Consider the following 17,336-nt stretch of genomic DNA (forward strand, 5'->3'; position numbering starts at 1 on the left):
TTTCTCCCGGTCTGATGCACCGCTCCGACACGCCGGGAGGCTTGGAGAACCGACATCCCGGCACACACCAAGTCCACAAACTCGGTGCGTGCGCTCAGTGGATAAGACTTGACCATAGAACACTCCATCAATTCAGAGCGTTGCTACGACCATATGACTCCACCCCGTTTTAGCGACAACAATTGCGAGTTACTTGGGCGAGGGGAATCGAATCGCAGCCTCAGCCCACGATGTCGAAGTACTTGAACTCTCCGGTGGCTGCAGACGTTGATTCCTCAACCCGCGCAACCGCTCCTGGCGCCCGGGAGGATTTCAGCCAGTCCCGTAGCTGCTCGACGGCGTTGCGTGGCCCTTCCGCGACGACGGCGACCGAACCGTCGTCGTTGTTCTTGACGGTTCCCGTCAGGGCGAGCTGATTCGCCTTCATGGCGGTCCTATAACGGAAGCCGACACCCTGGACCATGCCCTCTACGCGCGCAGTCAGGCGCACGTCGCCGTCGCGCGATTCCCAATCAGCCATGGTCCCAATGTAACGGGGCAGGCCGGGTCTCGACAGGCTCGACCACCAGAAGGCTCGACCACCAGCAGGCAAGAACGAGCCCCGGTGGCCTTGACCACCGGGGCTCGCTCTCAACCGCGATCTCTAAGCAGCAGGAACCTAAGACGTCGGCTTCAGCGACGTGATCATCCTCTTGACGTCCTTGTACTCCTGGGTCTCCATGTAGGCATGGGAGTTGTCCACACCCGGATTTGGCGCGCCGCCACCAGTCGTGTCAAAGGGATCGTAGACGCCAGAGAACATTGCGGCATTTGGCGGCCAGGTGAAGAAGTGGAAGATCGGGCAGGCGTCAGGTCCGCTCGGTTCTGGACCGGAGATAATGCCGTAGGCCATAGGGTTCATCTTCGCGGGGTCAGTTGCCGAGGGATCCATCCGGGACTCAAAGATGAACTTTGGCGTCTTCCCGCCCTGCGCCAATGCCGGCAGCGGCTCGATGTCCAACACTCCGTAGGGGTACCTCTCGGTGCAAGTGGAGCCTACCGACATGTTGCTCCGCAGCGTAGCCATCTGCTTGCCATTCTCGTTCGAGACGGTCAGGAACACGCCGCCGCCTTCCGCTAATTCACCCGCAGGGTCCGTGATAGTCCAGGCGGACGGATACTCGAACGTGAATTCGCCGTCCGTCGTGGTGTACTTCGTCCAGCCGGCCGTTGTTGGCGCCGTTGTCGCAGGGGCGGAGGTCGTCGCCGGCTTGGTGGTCGACGTCGGCGATTCACTCGCGGTGGGGGACGCCGTCGTCGTGCTTGTAGCAGTTGTTGTGGAACCTGCGCCTGGGGTGGCTGGCTGTCCACATGCCCCAAGCAAAAGAGCCAGGCACAAGGCGCCAGAAGCGGCGACGGCGGTAGAGGCAGAGCGGTACATAAGTATCTCCTGGGTTTTCATGAGACCGCGGGTAATTCCCTAATTCTGGACTTCGGATTGACTCCCGGAAAAGGAATAAATCCAATCGATATCTAAATGTTGCAGCGCATCACGGAACGCGAGTCGATTTCGACTCAAAGGCCCTTCACTTGATAGGGCTTAAGTTATGCCTGAGTTCCTGAACACAGCATTTCCGTTACTTGCCATCGCCGCCGCTATTGCAGTCGGGCTGGTCCTCGCCTGGCTTGTGCGCAAGGTAGTTGTGCGGCTCAATAAGAAGCTTCCAGCCCTTCACGAGGTCACGAAGGTGGCCCGAATTCCATTGCAAATTACGCTGTGCCTGATTGGCGTTCGCATCGCCCTGGTACTAACAACGGACGACGCCGGATGGCGGCAAGGCAACGACCACGCCTTGCTCATCGCCTTGATTGGCTCCTTCGCGTGGCTGGCGGTGGCGGTGCTGCTGATCATCGAGTCGCTGGTCCTCTCCCGCTACAGCGTCGACGTGGCCGACAACCGCCGCGCCCGGCGCTTGAGGACACAGGTCATCCTGGCCCGCCGCATCGGCGTAGCGCTGATTGTGGTGCTCGCCCTGGGCAGCGCTCTGCTGACCTTCCCCGCGGTGCAGGCACTTGGAACCGGTCTGCTGGCATAGGCCGGCCTGATCTCGATCGTGGCTGGCCTGGCCGCCCAGACCTCCCTGGTGAACGTCTTCGCAGGAGTACAGCTGGCCTTCACGGATGCCATCCGCGTAGACGACGTGGTGGTGGTGCAGAAGGAATGGGGGCGGATTGAGGAGATCACATTGACCTATGTGGTGGTGCACATCTGGGATGACCGGAGGCTTATCCTGCCCTCCACGTACTTCACCACCACGCCGTTCGAAAACTGGACCCGCCGGCAGTCCGCAGTGATGGGCACGGTGGAGTTCGACCTCGACTGGCGTGCCCCCATCGAAGCCATGCGTTCGGAACTGCGGACGCTGCTCGCCTCCACGGAATTGTGGGACGAACGGGTCGGCATACTGCAGGTCACGGACGCCACCAACGGCTTTGTCCGCGTCCGCATCCTGCTCAGCGCTGCAGACAGCGCCTCGCTCTTCGACCTCCGCTGCCTCATCCGCGAGGCCATGGTTATGTTCCTGCAGCAGCACCCCGAGGCGCTCCCGCATCTGCGCTACGAGTCGGTGTCTGCGATGCACAACGGCGGGGCGCACGACACAGCGGCGCGCGACGGGCTGGAAAATGTCGACCCCCAGGAGGCTCAACTGTTCACGGGTTCCCTGGAGGCAAGGCAACGCTCCCGCGCCTTCACTGGCCCGGGCGACGAGGTCTTCGAAGACCGGGAAAAGTTCCTGACGTCGCAAAACTGACCGCAACTGCCGCAGCCACAACGCGGGGTCACTTCGCGCCCATTCCGATGCTTCGGATGGGCGCGAAGTGACCCCGCGTTGCTTGCCGGAGCGGACTCCGCGATTTCCCTACGAGAGGACGATGTCCTTCGTGGCGTGGCTGTAGGTGAAGGTCACCTGGCCGCCGGAGTGGTGGAGCTCATGGTTGGCGCCGCCAAACACGCCGAAGGCTCCGTAGTTTTCATCCCACGAGCGGTTCAGCGCGATCTTGTAGGTGTAGAAACCCGCAGGCAGATCAGCGCTCAAGGTCCACTCCTGTGCCTTGGGGTCGAACGTCATCTGGGCTTCGTCGTACTGCGGCGCCCAGTCCTCGGGAGCTCCGAGGATCTTGTTGAAGTCGCCTGCAATCGCGACGGCGCCCGGCTGGTCCAGGTGGTTTGCAGAAGTTTCCGGCGTCTCAGCTGTCTCCGCTGCCGCTGCCTCAGCGCCCGCACTTTTCGCAGCAGTCTTGGCTGGTGCCTTCTTGCCGCGGACTGCCTTGACGATCGGCTCCACGGCGTCCTCGATAATTTCGGCGGCCTTATCGGCCACCTTCGAAGCCTTCGAGGTCTTCGTGGCCGGCTTTGCCGCGGCCTTCGCCGTGGTCTTGGGCGCGGTGGCCTTGGCGGCTGCCGCACGCTTCGCGGCGGGCTTCTTCGCCGGGGCCTGGGGCACCGGCATGTCAGCAGGAACGGGAGTTCCTTCCTTCAGGGCGGTCGCGAAGTCATCCGGGTCCTCGAACGCCACGGTGGCGCGGAGTCCGTCGTCGGTGATGGTCCAGCCCGAGCGGCCCTTAACCAGCCAGCCGGCCTTGACCAGCTTGGACGTAGCCGTCGTCAGGCCCTTGTGCCCGCGAGGAATACCCCCGCTGAGCAGCTCACCTTCCTGGGCGTCGAAGGGGACTCGCTGGATTGCACCAGCCAGCACTTCTCCGGCGTTGAGCGATTCGCCGGACCATACCCCCTCCGCCAGAACGTCCAAAACTGCTTTCAACCGGATGTTCGTCTTTTCAGCGGTGCTCTTGGCCATGAGTCTCCTTCAAGGGCGAGTATTTCAAGTGAAGTCTGCCAAGTTTCTGTAAATTTTTGTGAGTGCAATAGGTAAACAGCATGTGTCATGACCGACTGTTACGAAACCGGGAGCCAGAACCGATTGTGGGATCTCGCTTACAGCCTGTTTCTTGTTGCCTTCCCGTGCTTCTGCGCCGCTCCGACTGTTGCCTTACCGCTACTCCGCCGCGATCTCCCAGCGATGCACCTCTGCCAGCAGTTTCTCCTTGCGGTCGTCCTCCAGGAACGAAGAGCGGATCGAGTTCGCGGCCAGCAACGCCCTGTCCCCCACTGTCAGCTCGTGGACCGCGATCAGCTCACGGAAGTTCTCGTCCACATACCCGCCAAAGTACGCGGGATCGTCCGAGTTCACACTGACGTTGAGCCCTGCGGCCAGCATGGCAGGCAGCGGATGGTCGGCCAAAGTGTTTACGGCACGCAAGCGGACGTTGGAAAGAGGGCAGACAGTCAGCGGTACCTGTTCGGCGACGAGCCGCTTCACCAGCGTCTCGTCCTCCATGCAGCGGATGCCGTGGTCGATCCTCTCCACGTCCAAAAGGTCGAGTGAATCCGAGATGTACGACGCCGGTCCCTCCTCGCCTGCGTGGGCGATCCGGTGCAGTCCTGCTTCCTTCGCCCGGCGGAACAAACGCTCAAATTTCGACGGCGGATTGCCCACCTCTGCTGAGTCGAGACCGATCCCGGCAATCGGCGCGTTCATCGCAAGGAGCTGCTCCAGGACCTCGAGGGCGTCATCCTCGGGAAGGTCGCGCAGGAACGCGGCAATCAGGAGGGTCGATACGCCGAACTCCTCCACCGACGTCGAAAGTGCCGAGGCGACACCGTTGACGCACGTTTCCAGTGCGATCCCGCGCTGCACGTGGGCCTGCGGGTCCATCATGACCTCAACGTGCCGTACACCGCCGTCGGCCGCTCGTTTGAGGTAGGCCCGGGTCATATCGGCGAAATCCTGCTCCGTCCGAAGCACCGCCATATTGTCGTAGTAGAGGTCAAGGAACGACTGAAGGTCCGTGAATTGGTACTTTGTGCGCAGCTCGTCGATATCCGTGTAGGGCAGCTCGAGGCCGTTCCGCTCGGCCAGCTCGAAAATCAGCTCCGGCTGCAGCGTTCCCTCAATATGCAGGTGCAATTCGGCCACGGGAAGTGCGGCCGGTGTTGTGGTCTCGCCAAAAGTCTCCATTGCTCAACCGTACAAGCGGATATCCGCTACGAAAACGGACAGCCGCCCCGCGAATCCCCGGGGCGGCTGTCCAAATCGGTGCGGAAATCTAGGCGGCGGAAATCTAAGCGGCGGCCGGGATCTCGCGGACGATGCGCACCTTCCAGGCGGACTCGTCGCTGTCGTCAAGGATGGCGACGGTTCCGACGGCGATGTGCAGGGCGACTCGCTTGGCATGAAGGAGTTCGAGGTAGAGGTGCTCATTGATGCGGGCAGGGGCATCGATGACGAACTTCACGCTGTCGCGCAGGCGCCGGTAGTTTACGCTGTGGTCCCGGTGCCGCATGAGTTCCTTCAGCCAGCGTTCCTTGACCCGGATCTCGTGCCGGTTCAGCCATGAGACGGAGACGTGGACGCCGATCACGACTGCCAGCGAGATCACATAGACGAACCAGCCACTGTTCAGCAGGAACATCGGCAGATTGGCGATGGCAACGATTGCGATGAACAGCCGAAGTGCCACAAGCCGGCGCATTGTCAGGGCAGCGGATGCCAATGCCGCCTTGATTCCATGTTGTTCTGCCTTTGCCGCAGCAGGGTCCAGGGTGAATTCGTCCAGGACCAGGATGCCGTTTGCCTCGGGGCCTAGCATCCTGCCGTACTTGGGCAGCAGGCCATGCGGAACGGACATTTTGGGCAGATGGATCTTGGACATGGGATAACTCCGGTATTAGGCTGGTACATCAGACCCGGGACGAGGGGCGCCTTTGACCCTCGAACCAGACCGGATGACACGAAAGGTGTTCGGCTACCTTAGTGGTTGCGCAAACCCCACGTCTCCACTGTCTCACTATGCGGTCATTTGCCTGTCCGGCAATTGAGAACCAAGGCCCCTTTCAACTTGGTCCTTCTCCCTCAACCCCTAAGACTGGGTGGGTGCAGACGTTCCTCCCGTACGCCGACTTTCGCCAAAGCGCGGCCGCGCTCGACCCCAGCAGACTGGGCAAGCAGCGAGTCGAGACGCTGCAGATCCTGCGGGCATTGGTCATCCCGGACTACGGTTGGCGGTCCCACCCTGCGACTCGAATGTGGATGGGCTACGTCCCCGCCCTGACCCGCTATGGACTTGCCATGGTGGATGAATGGGTTCAGCGTGGGGGTTCCGATTCCACTCGAGCCAACATCCTGGAGTTCGCTCCCGACGTCGGGGCCCGAGACCCAGACCAGGTGCCGGTCCCGCCGTGGCTGGGTGATCCCGATTTCCACCTGAGGCATCGCTCCAGGCTCATCAGCAAATCACCCGACTTCTACAAGGATCTCTTCCCCGGAACACCTGCAAACCTGGAGTATGTGTGGCCGGAGCCGGAACATGTCCTCCTCCCGGAAGACCCGCCCGAGCCAAGGCTCTGGATCCTGCGGGCGGATATCGCCGACCCGGATGATTCCCTCCCGGACAATTCCCTGCAAACCATCTCGCTGCCACAGCCGCGCCTCGCAGCCTCCCCTAAATACCGCCGCCAACTCGACGCCTTCATTGCGATGCAGCCGGGCGACGACGTCGCCATCCCCTTGGAAGGCGGCCGACGGTTCGCCGTGGGGAGGATTCAGGACGGCGACTCCGCACCAAGCTATCGCTGGCGGCTCGACGAAATCCTCGATCGTTCCGCGTTTACCTACCCCGCCCTCCTCCAGGACCCTCGGCTGTTCTTTCCCGTTCCCGCACCCTAGCCGGTTGTTCCCGCCACCCAAGCCGATTCCCGCACCCTAAGTCTCAACTGGCAGACTGGCAGCATGACTGTGCTCATCGCCGGCTGCGGCGACCTTGGAACCGAGGCGGGACTCCGCTTTGCCACCGCAGGACATCGGGTCATTGGCTGGCGGCGTACCCCGGAGAAACTGCCATCGGCTATCGACGGCGTTGCTGCGGATCTCACGCGGGAACTGCCGCCGGTACCGCCCGAGGTGGCGATCGTCGTCGTCGCCGTCGCCGCGAGTGAGGCAACCGAGGCCGCCTACCGGAGCGCCTATGTGGATGGCCTCCGCAATGTGCTCGATGCGCTGGAGCGCGAGGGAGTGACGCCGCGGCGGGTACTGTTCGTCAGCTCCACCGCCGTCTACGGAAATGCCGACGGCGGTGTGGTGGACGAGCGGACACCTACTGAACCGCCGTCGTTCTCGGGACGCATCCTCCTCGAGGCCGAAGAACTTCTCCGGAGCCGGTATGAGCATTCGACGACGACCACGATCGCCCTCCGACTGGCCGGGATCTATGGGCCTGGGCGCAAGCGGCTGATCGACCAGGTGAAGCAGGGAACCGCCATGATTCCGGAAGAACCTCGCTTCACGAACCGCATTCACCGTGACGATGCCGCCGCTGCGATCGTCCGCCTCACCACTATGGCCGACGAGCCGGAGGGCACCTACATCGGGGTGGACGACGAGCCCGTGGACCTGGGCGAGGTCCTGAAATTCCTGGCGGCCGAGATGGGCTATCCCGAGCCTCCGGTAGGACCAGTGCCCGTGGCCCGCGGCGGCGACAAACGCTGCAGCAACGCGCTGCTGCAATCCACGGGCTTCGAGTTCGACTATCCGGATTTCAGAACGGGCTACCGGGCGATCCTCGCCGGCAAAGGGCAGCGGCATCCTTAACCGACATCCTGGCGTTAGAGCCGTTCGACCGGAAGGTCACTCAGGGCGAACCGCTTCAGGAAGAAACCGGCACGTCCGCCCAGCCCTTGCCCTCCGTAAAGATCGATACCAACGCTCCAACCCCGGCGTTTAGCGAGTTGGAGGGGTCGTAGTACAGCGAGCCGGCATCCGCGCGGCTGTGCAGGATGAGCTCCTCGGCTTCCCGCTTGGCCTCGGGCACCGTGGCACCTTCAATGCGCGTGCGTGCGGAAAGTTCAGGCGTATGCACTCGCGGGGCGTTTGTCTCGGTCAATGGGATCGTTTCGCCAACACGGATCTCATCATAGGGGAACTCGAATTCAGCGTCGCCGGGAGCTGCGGGGATCGTGTACTCAAGGAAATAAGACATGGCACCACCCTTGCAGAAAGCCGTCACGATCGAAACCCCGGCCCTTAATGCAACACGGGGTCAGTTAGGGCCCATGTTGGGCCTTCTAATGGGCGCTAAGTGACCTCGCGTTGCACTTACTTCCCGAGGCCGGCCTTCCGCAGCGCCTCAGCCATGGCGGTGTCCGCGGGAGCGGGCGCAGGTTTCCGGGCGGCTTGCTTACCGCCGGACCGATCGTTGCCGCCTCGGTCGCGGCGCTCTCCGCGGTCGCGGCCGTCGCGCTGACCAGCACCAGCCTGACCACCACCAGCACCGCCCGGAGCCCGGCCCCCAGCACCCCGAGCCCCACCCGTACCGCCACCGACGCCGGCTTCGTCGTCGAGCCTCAACGTCAGGGAAATGCGTTTGCGCTCCGGATCAGCCTCAATCACCTTCACCCGGACCACCTGACCGGACTTCACGATTTCCCGCGGATCCGAGACGAAGCGGTTGGACATGGCAGAGACGTGGACCAGCCCGTCCTGGTGCACGCCGACGTCGACGAACGCGCCGAACGCGGCAACGTTGGTGACAGTACCTTCCAGGATCATGCCGAGCTTGAGGTCAGAGATCTTCTCGATGCCCTCTGAGAAGGAGGCCGCCTTGAACGCAGGCCGCGGGTCGCGGCCCGGCTTCTCCAGCTCGGACATGATGTCCCGGACGGTCGGAAGCCCGAACGTTCCGTCCACGAAGTCCTGGGGATTCAAGGCCGACGTCGACCCTCCCGCGGCGGCGGAAAGGATCTTCCGCGCCACCGAATAAGCCTCGGGGTGCACGCTGGACGCATCCAATGGCTCCGCTCCCCCGGTAATCCGCAGGAAGCCGGCGCACTGTTCGAACGCCTTGGCCCCCAGCCGCGGCACCTTCTTCAATTCGGCCCGCTTGGCAAAGGGTCCATTCTCATTCCGGAACGCCACGATGTTCTCGCTGAGCAGCGGCCCGACGCCGGCCACGCGGCTAAGCAGCGCCGGCGAGGCGGTGTTGACGTCCACGCCCACGGCGTTGACGCAGTCCTCGACCACGGCGTCCAGGCTGCGGTCCAGCTTGGAAGCGGTGACGTCATGCTGGTACTGCCCGACGCCGATTGACTTCGGCTCGATCTTCACCAGTTCGGCCAGGGGATCCTGCAGCCGCCGGGCGATGGACACCGCTCCCCGCAGCGAGACGTCCATGCCGGGCAGTTCCGCGGCGGCCAGGGCCGAAGCGGAATATACAGACGCGCCGGCTTCGGAAACCACGAGCTTCTGCAGGGACGGCCCGCCCGCCGCCTTGAGGGACTTGATCAGTTCCCCGGCAAGCTTGTCGGTCTCCCGCGAGGCGGTGCCGTTGCCGATGGCCACGAGTTCGACGGCGTGCTGACGCGCCAGGCGCCCGAGGGTCGCCAAGGCTTCGTCCCATTTCCTGGCGGGGGCATGCGGGTAAACGGTGTCCGTTGCCACCACTTTACCGGTTCCGTCCACCACGGCGACCTTGACGCCTGTTCGCAGCCCCGGGTCCAGGCCCAGGGTCGCCCGGTTTCCCGCAGGCGCTGCGAGCAGCACGTCCCGGAGGTTCGCCGCAAAGACGCGGACGGCCTCGTCCTCGGCGTCGGCGAACATTCGTCCGCGCAAGTCGCTGGTGAGTCGGTCCAGGATCCGCCCGCGCCAGGCGATCTGTGCCGTCTGATACAGCCAGGTATCTGCCGGCCTGCGGTCCGCAACCCCGAGGCCACCCGCTACTCCCAAAGCCTGCGCCACGGCTGCTTCGTACCGGGCGCGGGCGGCGGCGAGGGCGTCGTCGTCGGCAGGCTCCGCCTCGGCGAGGTCCAGCTCCAGCACGCCGTCCTTCTCGCCCCGCAACAGGGCCAGGACCCGGTGACTGGGCATGCCTGACGGCGCCTGCGAGAACTCGAAGTAGTCCTTGAACTTCTGCCCCTCGGTTTCCATGCCCTTCTTGACCCGGGAAACCATCCGCCCCTGGGTCCACAGCCGCTCACGCAGCGTCTCGGCTAGATCGGCGTCCAGGGCGACTCGCTCCACAAGGATGGCACGGGCCCAGGCGAGCGCGGCGGTTGCGTCCTCGATTGAATGCTCCGGGTTGAGGTATTTGGCGGCCTCCCGTTCGGGGTCCAGCTGCGGATTGGCAAGCAGTGCATCTGCGAGCGGCTCGAGCCCGGCTTCCCGGGCGATCTGGGCCTTGGTCCGTCGCTTGGATTTGAACGGCAGGTAAATGTCCTCGAGCCGGGCTTTGGTATCGGCGCCCAGGACAGCGGCCTCAAGCTCCGGGGTCAGCTGCCCCTGCGCGGCAATCGCCTCCAAAACCGTCCGACGGCGGTCTTCCAGCTCCCGCAGGTACCGCAGCCGCTCCTCGAGTTCACGCAGCTGGGTGTCATCGAGCGTCCCCGTGACTTCCTTGCGATACCGGGCGATGAACGGGACGGTTGACCCGCCGTCGAGCAGTTCAACAGCCGCCTTGACCTGCCAGGGCTTGACGCCCAATTCCTGGGCGATCGCCGCGTGGATCGAGGACTCAGGGTTTATGGCTGAGGACGAGGCTGATGCGGCTGTGGACGGGCGGGGCGTCTGTTGGTTCACGCATGACATTGTGCCCTAAGCATGGAGGGATCGCCGCATACGCCCTCCATCTCGACAACCCCTGCCCCCGGTGCTGTAGTGGGAGGGAACCCGCCGTCGGCTTCTGCTCACCCAAGCCGGCCTTCCGCTGAATTAAGGGGCGCATGATGCAGGAACTGCTCGTCATTCTCCAGGAGGGTTTCGACGCCGATGAGGTCGCCCTCACAGTGAACGGCAAGGAGGCCCGGCGGGACAGGGACGTGACCACCCGCATGCTGCTCGGCATGGCAGAGGAAGTCTCTGTGGAGCTGCCTGCGAAAGGCGCGACGATCGGCGTCGAGGTTCCCAGCCGCAAACTCAGCGCGAGCATGAAGCTGCACGGAAAGCCGAAGAGCCTCCTGGTCTCGATCGAAAACGGTGAGCTGGTGCTGCGCGAGGGTACGGGACGGGAGGCGTTCCTGTAGGACGGCGCTGGCGTTCAAGGCTAGGTACGGCGCTGGCGTTCAAAGGGCCGGACAAAGACAAGCGCCTCGGAGCCAGCTCCGCGGCGCTTGGTGGGATAAACCGATTGGCTAGCTGTGCTGCATCGGTTTCTTGGCAGAAATGTGTTCTACCAGTTCGCCAACACGCGTCTCCGAGTAGTTCCGCGCAATGTCGCCCTGGCTGATGATGCCCACCAGCTTGTGGTCACTGATGACAGGCAGGCGCCTGATCTGGTACCTCTCCATCATTTCGATGGCTTCGTCAACATTTGCGTCAGCATCGATCCAATGGGGTGTACCTTGTGCCAGTTCGCTGGCCCTCATATCCCTGGCTTCACGGCCTTCGGCAATGCACTTAAGTACGATGTCGCGGTCGGTGATGAAGCCATGCAGTTTTCCGTCGTTGCCGCAAATGGGCAGCGACCCACAGTCAAGGTCACGCATCATCACAGCAGCATCCTGCAGTGTCTGATCTTCCTTGACGCACTGGGCGTTGGTGGTCATGAATTCACGTACTACGCTCATCAGTCCTCCTTTATCGATTGGGGTACCGACACAGGGGCCTTCGGCTCTGCGCCGATGGTGCCAGCCTACGCCGGGACAAATGCTCTGGCTAGGCCCCGGAAGGGCCGCCTCAGGGCCTACTGTTCCGCGATATCTTCCGCCCAAAGTTCGGGGTGGTCGCGCTGGAATTCCGTCATCATGTCTATGCAGCGCCGGTCATTAAGTACGACGACGTCCACGCCGCGTGAGCGCAGAAACTCCAGTTCGCCCGGAAACGTCACGTCCTCCCCCACGACGACGCGGGGAATCTTGAACTGCAGAATGGTGCCGCTGCACATGGCGCAGGGAGCAAGGGTTGTGTACAGGGTGATGTCCCGGTAGGTCTTCTGGCGACCCGCTGCCCGCAGGGCCGCCATCTCCCCATGGGCGATGGGATCTCCGTGCTGGACCCGCTCATTGTGGCCGCTCGCGATAACCTCGCCGCCCCTCGCGAGGGCGGCTCCAATGGGAATGCCGCCCTCTCGCAGGCTCTGCTGTGCGGCATGAAAGGCGGCTTCGAAGGAGTGGTCTACGGTTTCTGTCATTCGCGGTGCCTCCCGGGCCTGGGGCATTAGGGACGTAGCCGTTAAGGTTGTGGGGCCAGAATACCCCGCGGGCCGGGGTTGGCCAGCTTATTTTGTCAGTGGCCCCTGATAGCTTTTCCCCAATAGCTCAACCGTCCTTTGGGGGCACAATGTTCTTTCTCGATGCGGAAGTTCCAGGGCAGCCGCAGGACCTGGTGTATTCCGCCAGCGACCTCGTGATTGCCGCCCAGTGTGAGTACCAGTTGCTTCGCAAACTCGACGAGAAACTGGGCCGCTTGCCCAAGGCGGAGTTCCCCGAGGACGAGATGCTCCAGCGCACGGCCACATTGGGCGATGTCCACGAGCACAGGGTCCTGGACCGGTTCGTGGCCGACTTTGGCTGGTGGGATCCGGCTGCCGGCAAAGGCGTTTACGAGGTCCTTCCGGGAGACGCAACCAGCCGGGCTTCCCTCATCGCCAAGCATGCGGAGTCCCTGGCTGCGCTGGAATCCGGGGCCGATGTGGTGTTCCAGGCGGCGTTCTTTGACGGACAGTTCCACGGCCGCTCGGACTTCCTGGTTAAGCAGTCTGAGCGGGTCTACGCGGTGTACGACACGAAGCTGGCCCGGCACGCCAAGGTCACAGCCCTGTTGCAGCTCGCAGCCTACGCGGACCAGCTCCTGAAGGCCGGGATCCAGCCGGCACCTCAATTGACGCTGGTTTTGGGAGCGACGCTACCGCGGCAAGATGGTCCTGAGGGAAGCCAAGCGGGTTTCGAGTACGTCCATAGCGACCATCGGCTGGCCGACGTCCTCCCGGTCTTCCGCGAACGCCGCAGCCGCTTCCTCGACCTCACACAGGCACACCGCTCCGGCTCAGAACCCGTCCGCTGGGGTGCGCCGGGAATTACAGCCTGTGGTCGGTGCGACTACTGCAAAGAGCAAGTCACCCTGAACCGGGATCTTCTGATGGTGGCTGGCATGAGGCTCTCGCGGCGCAAGAAACTCATCGAGGACGGGATCACCACTATCGATGCCCTCGCAGATCTGCCCGATGCCGGCGATTCTGTGCTGCGGCGACTACGCGAACAGGCCCGGCTGCAAACGGGCGTCGGAGTTCCGGACGGAAGCGTGAGCTACACGGACAAGGCCGGCGAGCGGAAGACTCTTGCTTACCGCATCCTGGAATCCAATTCCCTGGCCAGGCTCCCCCGGCCGGATGCGGGAGACATCTTCTTCGATTTCGAGGGAGATCCCTTGTGGCAGGACCCCGTGACGGGACGCTGGGGCCTGGAGTACCTGTTCGGTGTGGTCGAGAATCCTCTGAGCAAGGATGAGAAGCCGGTGTTCAAACCGTTCTGGGCGCATGACCGGAAGGAGGAACGCCAGGCCTTCATCGACTTCCTCGACTACGTAGCCGAGCGGCGGCGCAAGTTCCCGAACATGCACATCTACCACTACGCGGCGTACGAAAAGACGGCTCTCCGCAACCTCTCCGTGCTGCATACAGTCGGGGAGGTGGCAGTGGACAACCTGCTGCGCGACGGGGTGCTCGTGGATCTTTATGACACCGTCCGGCACAGCATCCGCATCTCGGAAAACTCCTACAGCATCAAGAAACTCGAACCCCTGTACATGGGCGAGCACCTGCGGTCAGGGGACGTGAAGGACGCTGGCGCTTCGGTCGTGGCCTACGCCAACTACTGCTCTGCCCGGGACTCCGGAAAGACCGACGACGCGGCGGCCATCCTTGCCGGGATTTCCGACTACAACGAGTACGACTGCCTCTCCACCCTGGAACTGCGCAACTGGCTGCTGAAGCTCGCAGCCGAACGTTCCATCGAGCCCGGGGAAGTGGGGCAGGCCAGGCCCGAGCATCCGGAAACGGAGCCGGAGAAGTACGAGGCCGCGCCTGAAGAGACCGCCCTGCTGGACTATGTGGAGGGGCTCTCCCTGGAGGAGCGTGCCCGGCCTGACGGACGGGCGGTGTCCATGGTGGCAGCTGCCGTGGGCTATCACCGCCGCGAGGACAAACAGTTCTGGTGGGGGCACTTCGACCGCTTGGACAAACCCGTTTCCGAATGGGAGCACGCTAGGGACTGCTTCATCGTGGAACTCGGCGAAGTGGTCCGGGACTGGGCGAAGCCCACTCCTCGCAGCAACCCGACCCGGACCCTTCGCCTCTTCGGCAGGGCGGCCGACGGCTCGGGTTTCGCCCCAGGGAAGACATACTTCCGCATGTACGCTCCTCCCCTGCCGGAGGCCATGGACGGAAAACAGGTCAGTGCCTTGGGCAGGTCGGGGGGTTCCGGGACTGAAATCCTAAGTATCGGCGACACTGCCGACGAGATCAGCGCTGCCGCGATCAGCGCTGGCGGGGGCGCCGCCGTGCATGACAGCGTGACTGACATCCTGCTTGTTTCCGAACGATTGCCCCGGAACGCTTCACCGTTTACCCAGCTGCCCATGGCCTTGACTCCTGACGCCCCGGTCGCGACAGACGCGCTAAAGGCAGCCCTCGCGGAGCTCGCGGTCAAGGTCCGGGAAACGCTGCCGTCCTGGCCGGATTATCCCGGCCTGGACCTCCTGCGACGCCGGCCGCCCCGGCTACGCAGCCTTGCCGGGCTCCCGCGAGTCGAGTCCGGACCGAGCGCCTACCAGGACGCGATAACTGCCGCCGTCATGGACCTTGACCACTCCTACCTCGCAGTGCAGGGCCCGCCCGGAACCGGGAAGACCTACGTTGGCTCACAGGTCATTGCGAGGCTGGTGGAACGCGGCTGGAAAGTGGGCGTGGTGGCCCAGTCGCACGCCGTCATTGAACACTTCCTGTGCGCCGCCGTGGAAAAAGCGGGCCTCGACCCGGCCCTGGTTGCCAAGGAAGTGAAGCACGAGGATCCCCTGCCCTGGACTTCCTGCGCCAAGGAAGACGTCGACCGGCTGCTGGGATCGTCCGGCGGTGGCCTCATCGGCGGAACCGCCTGGACGATGACCGGCCGATCTATTCCTCCCGGCACGTTCGACCTGCTGGTCATAGATGAGGCGGGCCAGTTCTCGCTGGCTAACACACTTGCCGTAAGCCGCTCCACTAAGAGGCTGCTGCTGCTCGGCGACCCGCAGCAACTTCCGCAGGTCACCCAGGGAACCCATCCGGAGCCGGTTGACGAATCCGCGCTCGGATGGCTGGCGGATGGGCATCACACCCTCCCGCCGGAGCTTGGCTACTTCCTGGCAACGTCCTGGCGGATGCACCCGGACCTCTGCGAAGCCGTCTCCGATCTGTCCTACGACGGCCGCCTGCACTCCGCCCCTATTGCGACGACGCGCCAACTGGAGGGAGCACCGGCGGGAGTCGAATGTGTCTACGTTTCCCACAGCGGAAACTCCACGCAATCAGTCGAAGAAGCCGCAGAGGTGGTTCGGCAGGTCCAGACGCACCTCGGACTTCCGTGGCTGGATCCCAAGGAATCCCCAGTACCGCGGCCCCTCGACGCGGCGGACATCCTGGTAGTCGCGGCCTACAACGCCCAGGTCCAGCTCATCCAACGCGAGCTGAGGCAAGCGGGGTTTGGCCGCGTCAGGGTGGGCACGGTGGACAAGTTCCAAGGCCAGGAAGCCCCGATCGTTATTGTGTCCATGGCTGCTTCCGCAGCGCGGGAGGTCCCCCGCGGCATGGAATTCCTGCTATCACGCAACCGCGTGAATGTGGCGGTGTCGCGTGGACAGTGGCGGGCCGTCATCGTTCGGTCACCGGAGCTGACCAACTACCTCCCCACTCACCCTGAAGGGCTGGAACATCTGGGCGGGTTCGTGGGGCTGTGCCAGAACGCTCGAACCTCAAGCGAATCCAGGCTGATCGGAAGCTAGGGCGAGGCCTGCATCGCTCGCTGATGTCCCAAACTGGCTAGCAGTTGTTGTCGTCATCGGAGCCGATAACGACAACAACTGCGACCTAGATGGGGTTCGTTAGCTCAGGGTTTCTTCGTAGAACGGGTAGTCCGTGTAACCCTTCGCGCCCTGGCCGTAGAACGTGCTCGCGTCGGGCTCGTTGAGAGGCAACCCTTCACGCCAGCGGCGAGCCAGGTCCGGGTTGGCGATGGCAGGACGGCCGACGACGACGGCATCGGCGTGTCCGTCAGCGACGAGGGCAAAGGCCTCATCCCTGGACGTGATCACGCCGAAGCCGGTGTTGACGAGGAAGGTACCCCGGAACCGCTCGCGCAGGTTCTGCACCAGTTCACCAGCCGGTTCGTGATGAAGGATGCTGAGGTAGGCGAGGTTGAGCGGGGCGATGGAGTCCACCAGTACCTCGTAGGTGGCGCGGACGTCGGCCGCGTCGGTTTCGGCGATGCCCTGGACGTTGTGCTCGGGCGAGATGCGGATGCCGACCCGGTTGGCACCCAAGGCGGCCACAACTGCATTGACGGTTTCGATGACGAAGCGGGCTCGGTTTTCGGGCGAACCACCGTAGCTGTCCGTGCGAATGTTCGCATTGGGCGCGAGGAATTCGTTTAGAAGGTAACCGTTGGCCGAGTGCAGCTCAACGCCGTCGAATCCTGCCTCAATCGCATTCTGAGATGCCGCGACAATTTCCTGGATAACAGCGGGAAGCTCATCACTGCCCAGCTCCCGCGGCACCGGATAGGCCCTCTTGCCGATTTCAGTGTGGACTTCTCCATCAATTGCGACGGCACTGGGAGCAACGATCTCGTGTCCCCCAGTAATGTCCGGATGGGACACGCGTCCGCCATGCATGATCTGGGCAAACATCCGGCCGCCCTCAGCGCGGACGGCGGCAGTCACCTTGGACCAGCCTTCGACCTGTTCAGGTGTAACGAGTCCGGGCTGGCCCGGGTAGGAACGTCCTGCCGGCGCCGGGTAGATGCCCTCGCTGACGATCAGGCCCAAGGAGGCCCGCTGACGGTAATGCTCCACGACCAGGGGGCCGGGCACACCTTCCTTGCCGGAGCGCACGCGGGTGAGGGGCGCCATTACCAGGCGGTTGGGCAGTTCGAGCTCACCGAGAGCCAAAGGGGAAAACAGCATGCGCATACCTTTCAAAGCGGAATGGATTCATGCTTGGCAACTGCAGCGCGTGTGCAACTATTCCGGTTGAGAGAGGGATCACAAGTAGGAAGCAGG

16 protein-coding genes are annotated in these 17,336 nt (G+C 63.4%); 6 read left to right on the forward strand and 10 right to left on the reverse strand.

The features are described 5' to 3' along the window. Nucleotides 1–220 precede the first annotated feature (220 nt). Nucleotides 221–520 (reverse strand): acylphosphatase, encoded by a 300-nt coding sequence (locus J7E82_RS17320; protein WP_214864875.1) that lies wholly within the window; start codon nt 518–520, stop codon nt 221–223. Nucleotides 521–658: 138 nt separating this feature from the next. Next, complete coding sequence (locus J7E82_RS17325) at nt 659–1,441, reverse strand: hypothetical protein (RefSeq protein ID WP_251042062.1); 783 nt, start codon at nt 1,439–1,441, stop codon at nt 659–661. Nucleotides 1,442–1,586: 145 nt separating this feature from the next. On the opposite strand from J7E82_RS17325, the gene J7E82_RS20845 reads away from it, so the two are divergent. After that, nucleotides 1,587–2,075, forward strand: a complete 489-nt coding sequence (locus tag J7E82_RS20845; protein ID WP_251042063.1) for a hypothetical protein — start codon at nt 1,587–1,589, stop codon at nt 2,073–2,075. A gap of 18 nt (nt 2,076–2,093) precedes the next feature. After that, nucleotides 2,094–2,792 carry a mechanosensitive ion channel family protein gene (locus J7E82_RS20850; RefSeq protein ID WP_374223636.1) on the forward strand — a complete coding sequence of 233 codons (699 nt, stop codon included), beginning with the start codon at nt 2,094–2,096 and terminating at the stop codon, nt 2,790–2,792. Between the two features lie 108 nt (nt 2,793–2,900). Here the strand turns inward: J7E82_RS20850 and J7E82_RS17335 are convergent, their stop codons facing one another. The 3 genes from J7E82_RS17335 to J7E82_RS17345 all read right to left on the reverse strand — a co-directional run bounded on the left by J7E82_RS17335 (nt 2,901) and on the right by J7E82_RS17345 (nt 5,754). Beyond that, entirely contained in the window at nt 2,901–3,839 is a 939-nt protein-coding gene (locus J7E82_RS17335) for a glycosidase (RefSeq protein ID WP_214864877.1), read from the reverse strand. Nucleotides 3,840–4,037: 198 nt separating this feature from the next. Further along, nucleotides 4,038–5,060, reverse strand: a complete 1,023-nt coding sequence (locus J7E82_RS17340; protein WP_214864879.1) for an adenosine deaminase — start codon at nt 5,058–5,060, stop codon at nt 4,038–4,040. 103 nt (nt 5,061–5,163) lie between these two features. After that, a complete protein-coding gene (locus J7E82_RS17345; RefSeq protein WP_251042064.1) occupies nt 5,164–5,754 on the reverse strand; it encodes a hypothetical protein in 591 nt (196 codons plus the stop codon). Between the two features lie 221 nt (nt 5,755–5,975). Between J7E82_RS17345 and J7E82_RS17350 the strand changes: the two genes are divergently transcribed. Together J7E82_RS17350 and J7E82_RS17355 are read left to right on the forward strand one after the other, a co-directional pair. After that, nucleotides 5,976–6,767 (forward strand): MSMEG_6728 family protein, encoded by a 792-nt coding sequence (locus J7E82_RS17350; RefSeq protein ID WP_214864880.1) that lies wholly within the window; start codon nt 5,976–5,978, stop codon nt 6,765–6,767. 63 nt (nt 6,768–6,830) lie between these two features. Then, on the forward strand, nt 6,831–7,688 hold the full coding sequence (locus tag J7E82_RS17355; protein ID WP_214864881.1) for an SDR family oxidoreductase: 858 nt from the start codon (nt 6,831–6,833) through the stop codon (nt 7,686–7,688). Nucleotides 7,689–7,743: 55 nt separating this feature from the next. Here the strand turns inward: J7E82_RS17355 and J7E82_RS17360 are convergent, their stop codons facing one another. Together J7E82_RS17360 and J7E82_RS17365 are read right to left on the reverse strand one after the other, a co-directional pair. Further along, nucleotides 7,744–8,076 (reverse strand): hypothetical protein, encoded by a 333-nt coding sequence (locus J7E82_RS17360; RefSeq protein ID WP_214864882.1) that lies wholly within the window; start codon nt 8,074–8,076, stop codon nt 7,744–7,746. Nucleotides 8,077–8,192: 116 nt separating this feature from the next. Continuing rightward, a complete protein-coding gene (locus J7E82_RS17365; RefSeq protein ID WP_308113935.1) occupies nt 8,193–10,613 on the reverse strand; it encodes a Tex family protein in 2,421 nt (806 codons plus the stop codon). Nucleotides 10,614–10,813: 200 nt separating this feature from the next. Between J7E82_RS17365 and J7E82_RS17370 the strand changes: the two genes are divergently transcribed. Then, complete coding sequence (locus J7E82_RS17370; protein WP_214864927.1) at nt 10,814–11,110, forward strand: hypothetical protein; 297 nt, start codon at nt 10,814–10,816, stop codon at nt 11,108–11,110. A 108-nt stretch (nt 11,111–11,218) separates the two neighbouring features. Here J7E82_RS17370 and J7E82_RS17375 read toward each other — a convergent pair whose 3' ends face one another. Both J7E82_RS17375 and J7E82_RS17380 read right to left on the reverse strand, forming a co-directional pair. Continuing rightward, nucleotides 11,219–11,653, reverse strand: coding sequence for a CBS domain-containing protein (locus tag J7E82_RS17375; protein WP_214864884.1), 435 nt, complete (start codon nt 11,651–11,653; stop codon nt 11,219–11,221). Between the two features lie 116 nt (nt 11,654–11,769). Then, nucleotides 11,770–12,216, reverse strand: coding sequence for a nucleoside deaminase (locus J7E82_RS17380; RefSeq protein ID WP_214864885.1), 447 nt, complete (start codon nt 12,214–12,216; stop codon nt 11,770–11,772). 149 nt (nt 12,217–12,365) lie between these two features. Between J7E82_RS17380 and J7E82_RS17385 the strand changes: the two genes are divergently transcribed. Next, the gene (locus J7E82_RS17385; protein WP_214864886.1) at nt 12,366–16,061 is read left to right on the forward strand and encodes a TM0106 family RecB-like putative nuclease; all 3,696 of its coding nucleotides are present in this window, start codon (nt 12,366–12,368) and stop codon (nt 16,059–16,061) included. A 99-nt stretch (nt 16,062–16,160) separates the two neighbouring features. Here the strand turns inward: J7E82_RS17385 and J7E82_RS17390 are convergent, their stop codons facing one another. After that, a complete protein-coding gene (locus J7E82_RS17390) occupies nt 16,161–17,240 on the reverse strand; it encodes an alkene reductase (RefSeq protein ID WP_214864887.1) in 1,080 nt (359 codons plus the stop codon). Nucleotides 17,241–17,336 lie beyond the last annotated feature (96 nt).

The sequence above is a fragment of the Arthrobacter sp. ISL-30 genome, from assembly GCF_018613855.1.
Classification (GTDB): domain Bacteria; phylum Actinomycetota; class Actinomycetes; order Actinomycetales; family Micrococcaceae; genus Arthrobacter.

Excerpts from the sequence above, each read along its gene's own strand:
- J7E82_RS17320 (WP_214864875.1), bottom strand. The coding sequence starts at position 520 with ATGGCTGATTGGGAATCGCGCGACGGCGACGTGCGCCTGACTGCGCGC.
- J7E82_RS17325 (WP_251042062.1), bottom strand. The coding sequence starts at position 1,441 with ATGAAAACCCAGGAGATACTTATGTACCGCTCTGCCTCTACCGCCGTC.
- J7E82_RS20845 (WP_251042063.1), top strand. The coding sequence starts at position 1,587 with ATGCCTGAGTTCCTGAACACAGCATTTCCGTTACTTGCCATCGCCGCC.
- J7E82_RS17335 (WP_214864877.1), bottom strand. The coding sequence starts at position 3,839 with ATGGCCAAGAGCACCGCTGAAAAGACGAACATCCGGTTGAAAGCAGTT.
- J7E82_RS17340 (WP_214864879.1), bottom strand. The coding sequence starts at position 5,060 with ATGGAGACTTTTGGCGAGACCACAACACCGGCCGCACTTCCCGTGGCC.
- J7E82_RS17345 (WP_251042064.1), bottom strand. The coding sequence starts at position 5,754 with ATGTCCAAGATCCATCTGCCCAAAATGTCCGTTCCGCATGGCCTGCTG.
- J7E82_RS17355 (WP_214864881.1), top strand. The coding sequence starts at position 6,831 with ATGACTGTGCTCATCGCCGGCTGCGGCGACCTTGGAACCGAGGCGGGA.
- J7E82_RS17360 (WP_214864882.1), bottom strand. The coding sequence starts at position 8,076 with ATGTCTTATTTCCTTGAGTACACGATCCCCGCAGCTCCCGGCGACGCT.
- J7E82_RS17370 (WP_214864927.1), top strand. The coding sequence starts at position 10,814 with ATGCAGGAACTGCTCGTCATTCTCCAGGAGGGTTTCGACGCCGATGAG.
- J7E82_RS17375 (WP_214864884.1), bottom strand. The coding sequence starts at position 11,653 with ATGAGCGTAGTACGTGAATTCATGACCACCAACGCCCAGTGCGTCAAG.
- J7E82_RS17380 (WP_214864885.1), bottom strand. The coding sequence starts at position 12,216 with ATGACAGAAACCGTAGACCACTCCTTCGAAGCCGCCTTTCATGCCGCA.
- J7E82_RS17385 (WP_214864886.1), top strand. The coding sequence starts at position 12,366 with ATGTTCTTTCTCGATGCGGAAGTTCCAGGGCAGCCGCAGGACCTGGTG.
- J7E82_RS17390 (WP_214864887.1), bottom strand. The coding sequence starts at position 17,240 with ATGCTGTTTTCCCCTTTGGCTCTCGGTGAGCTCGAACTGCCCAACCGC.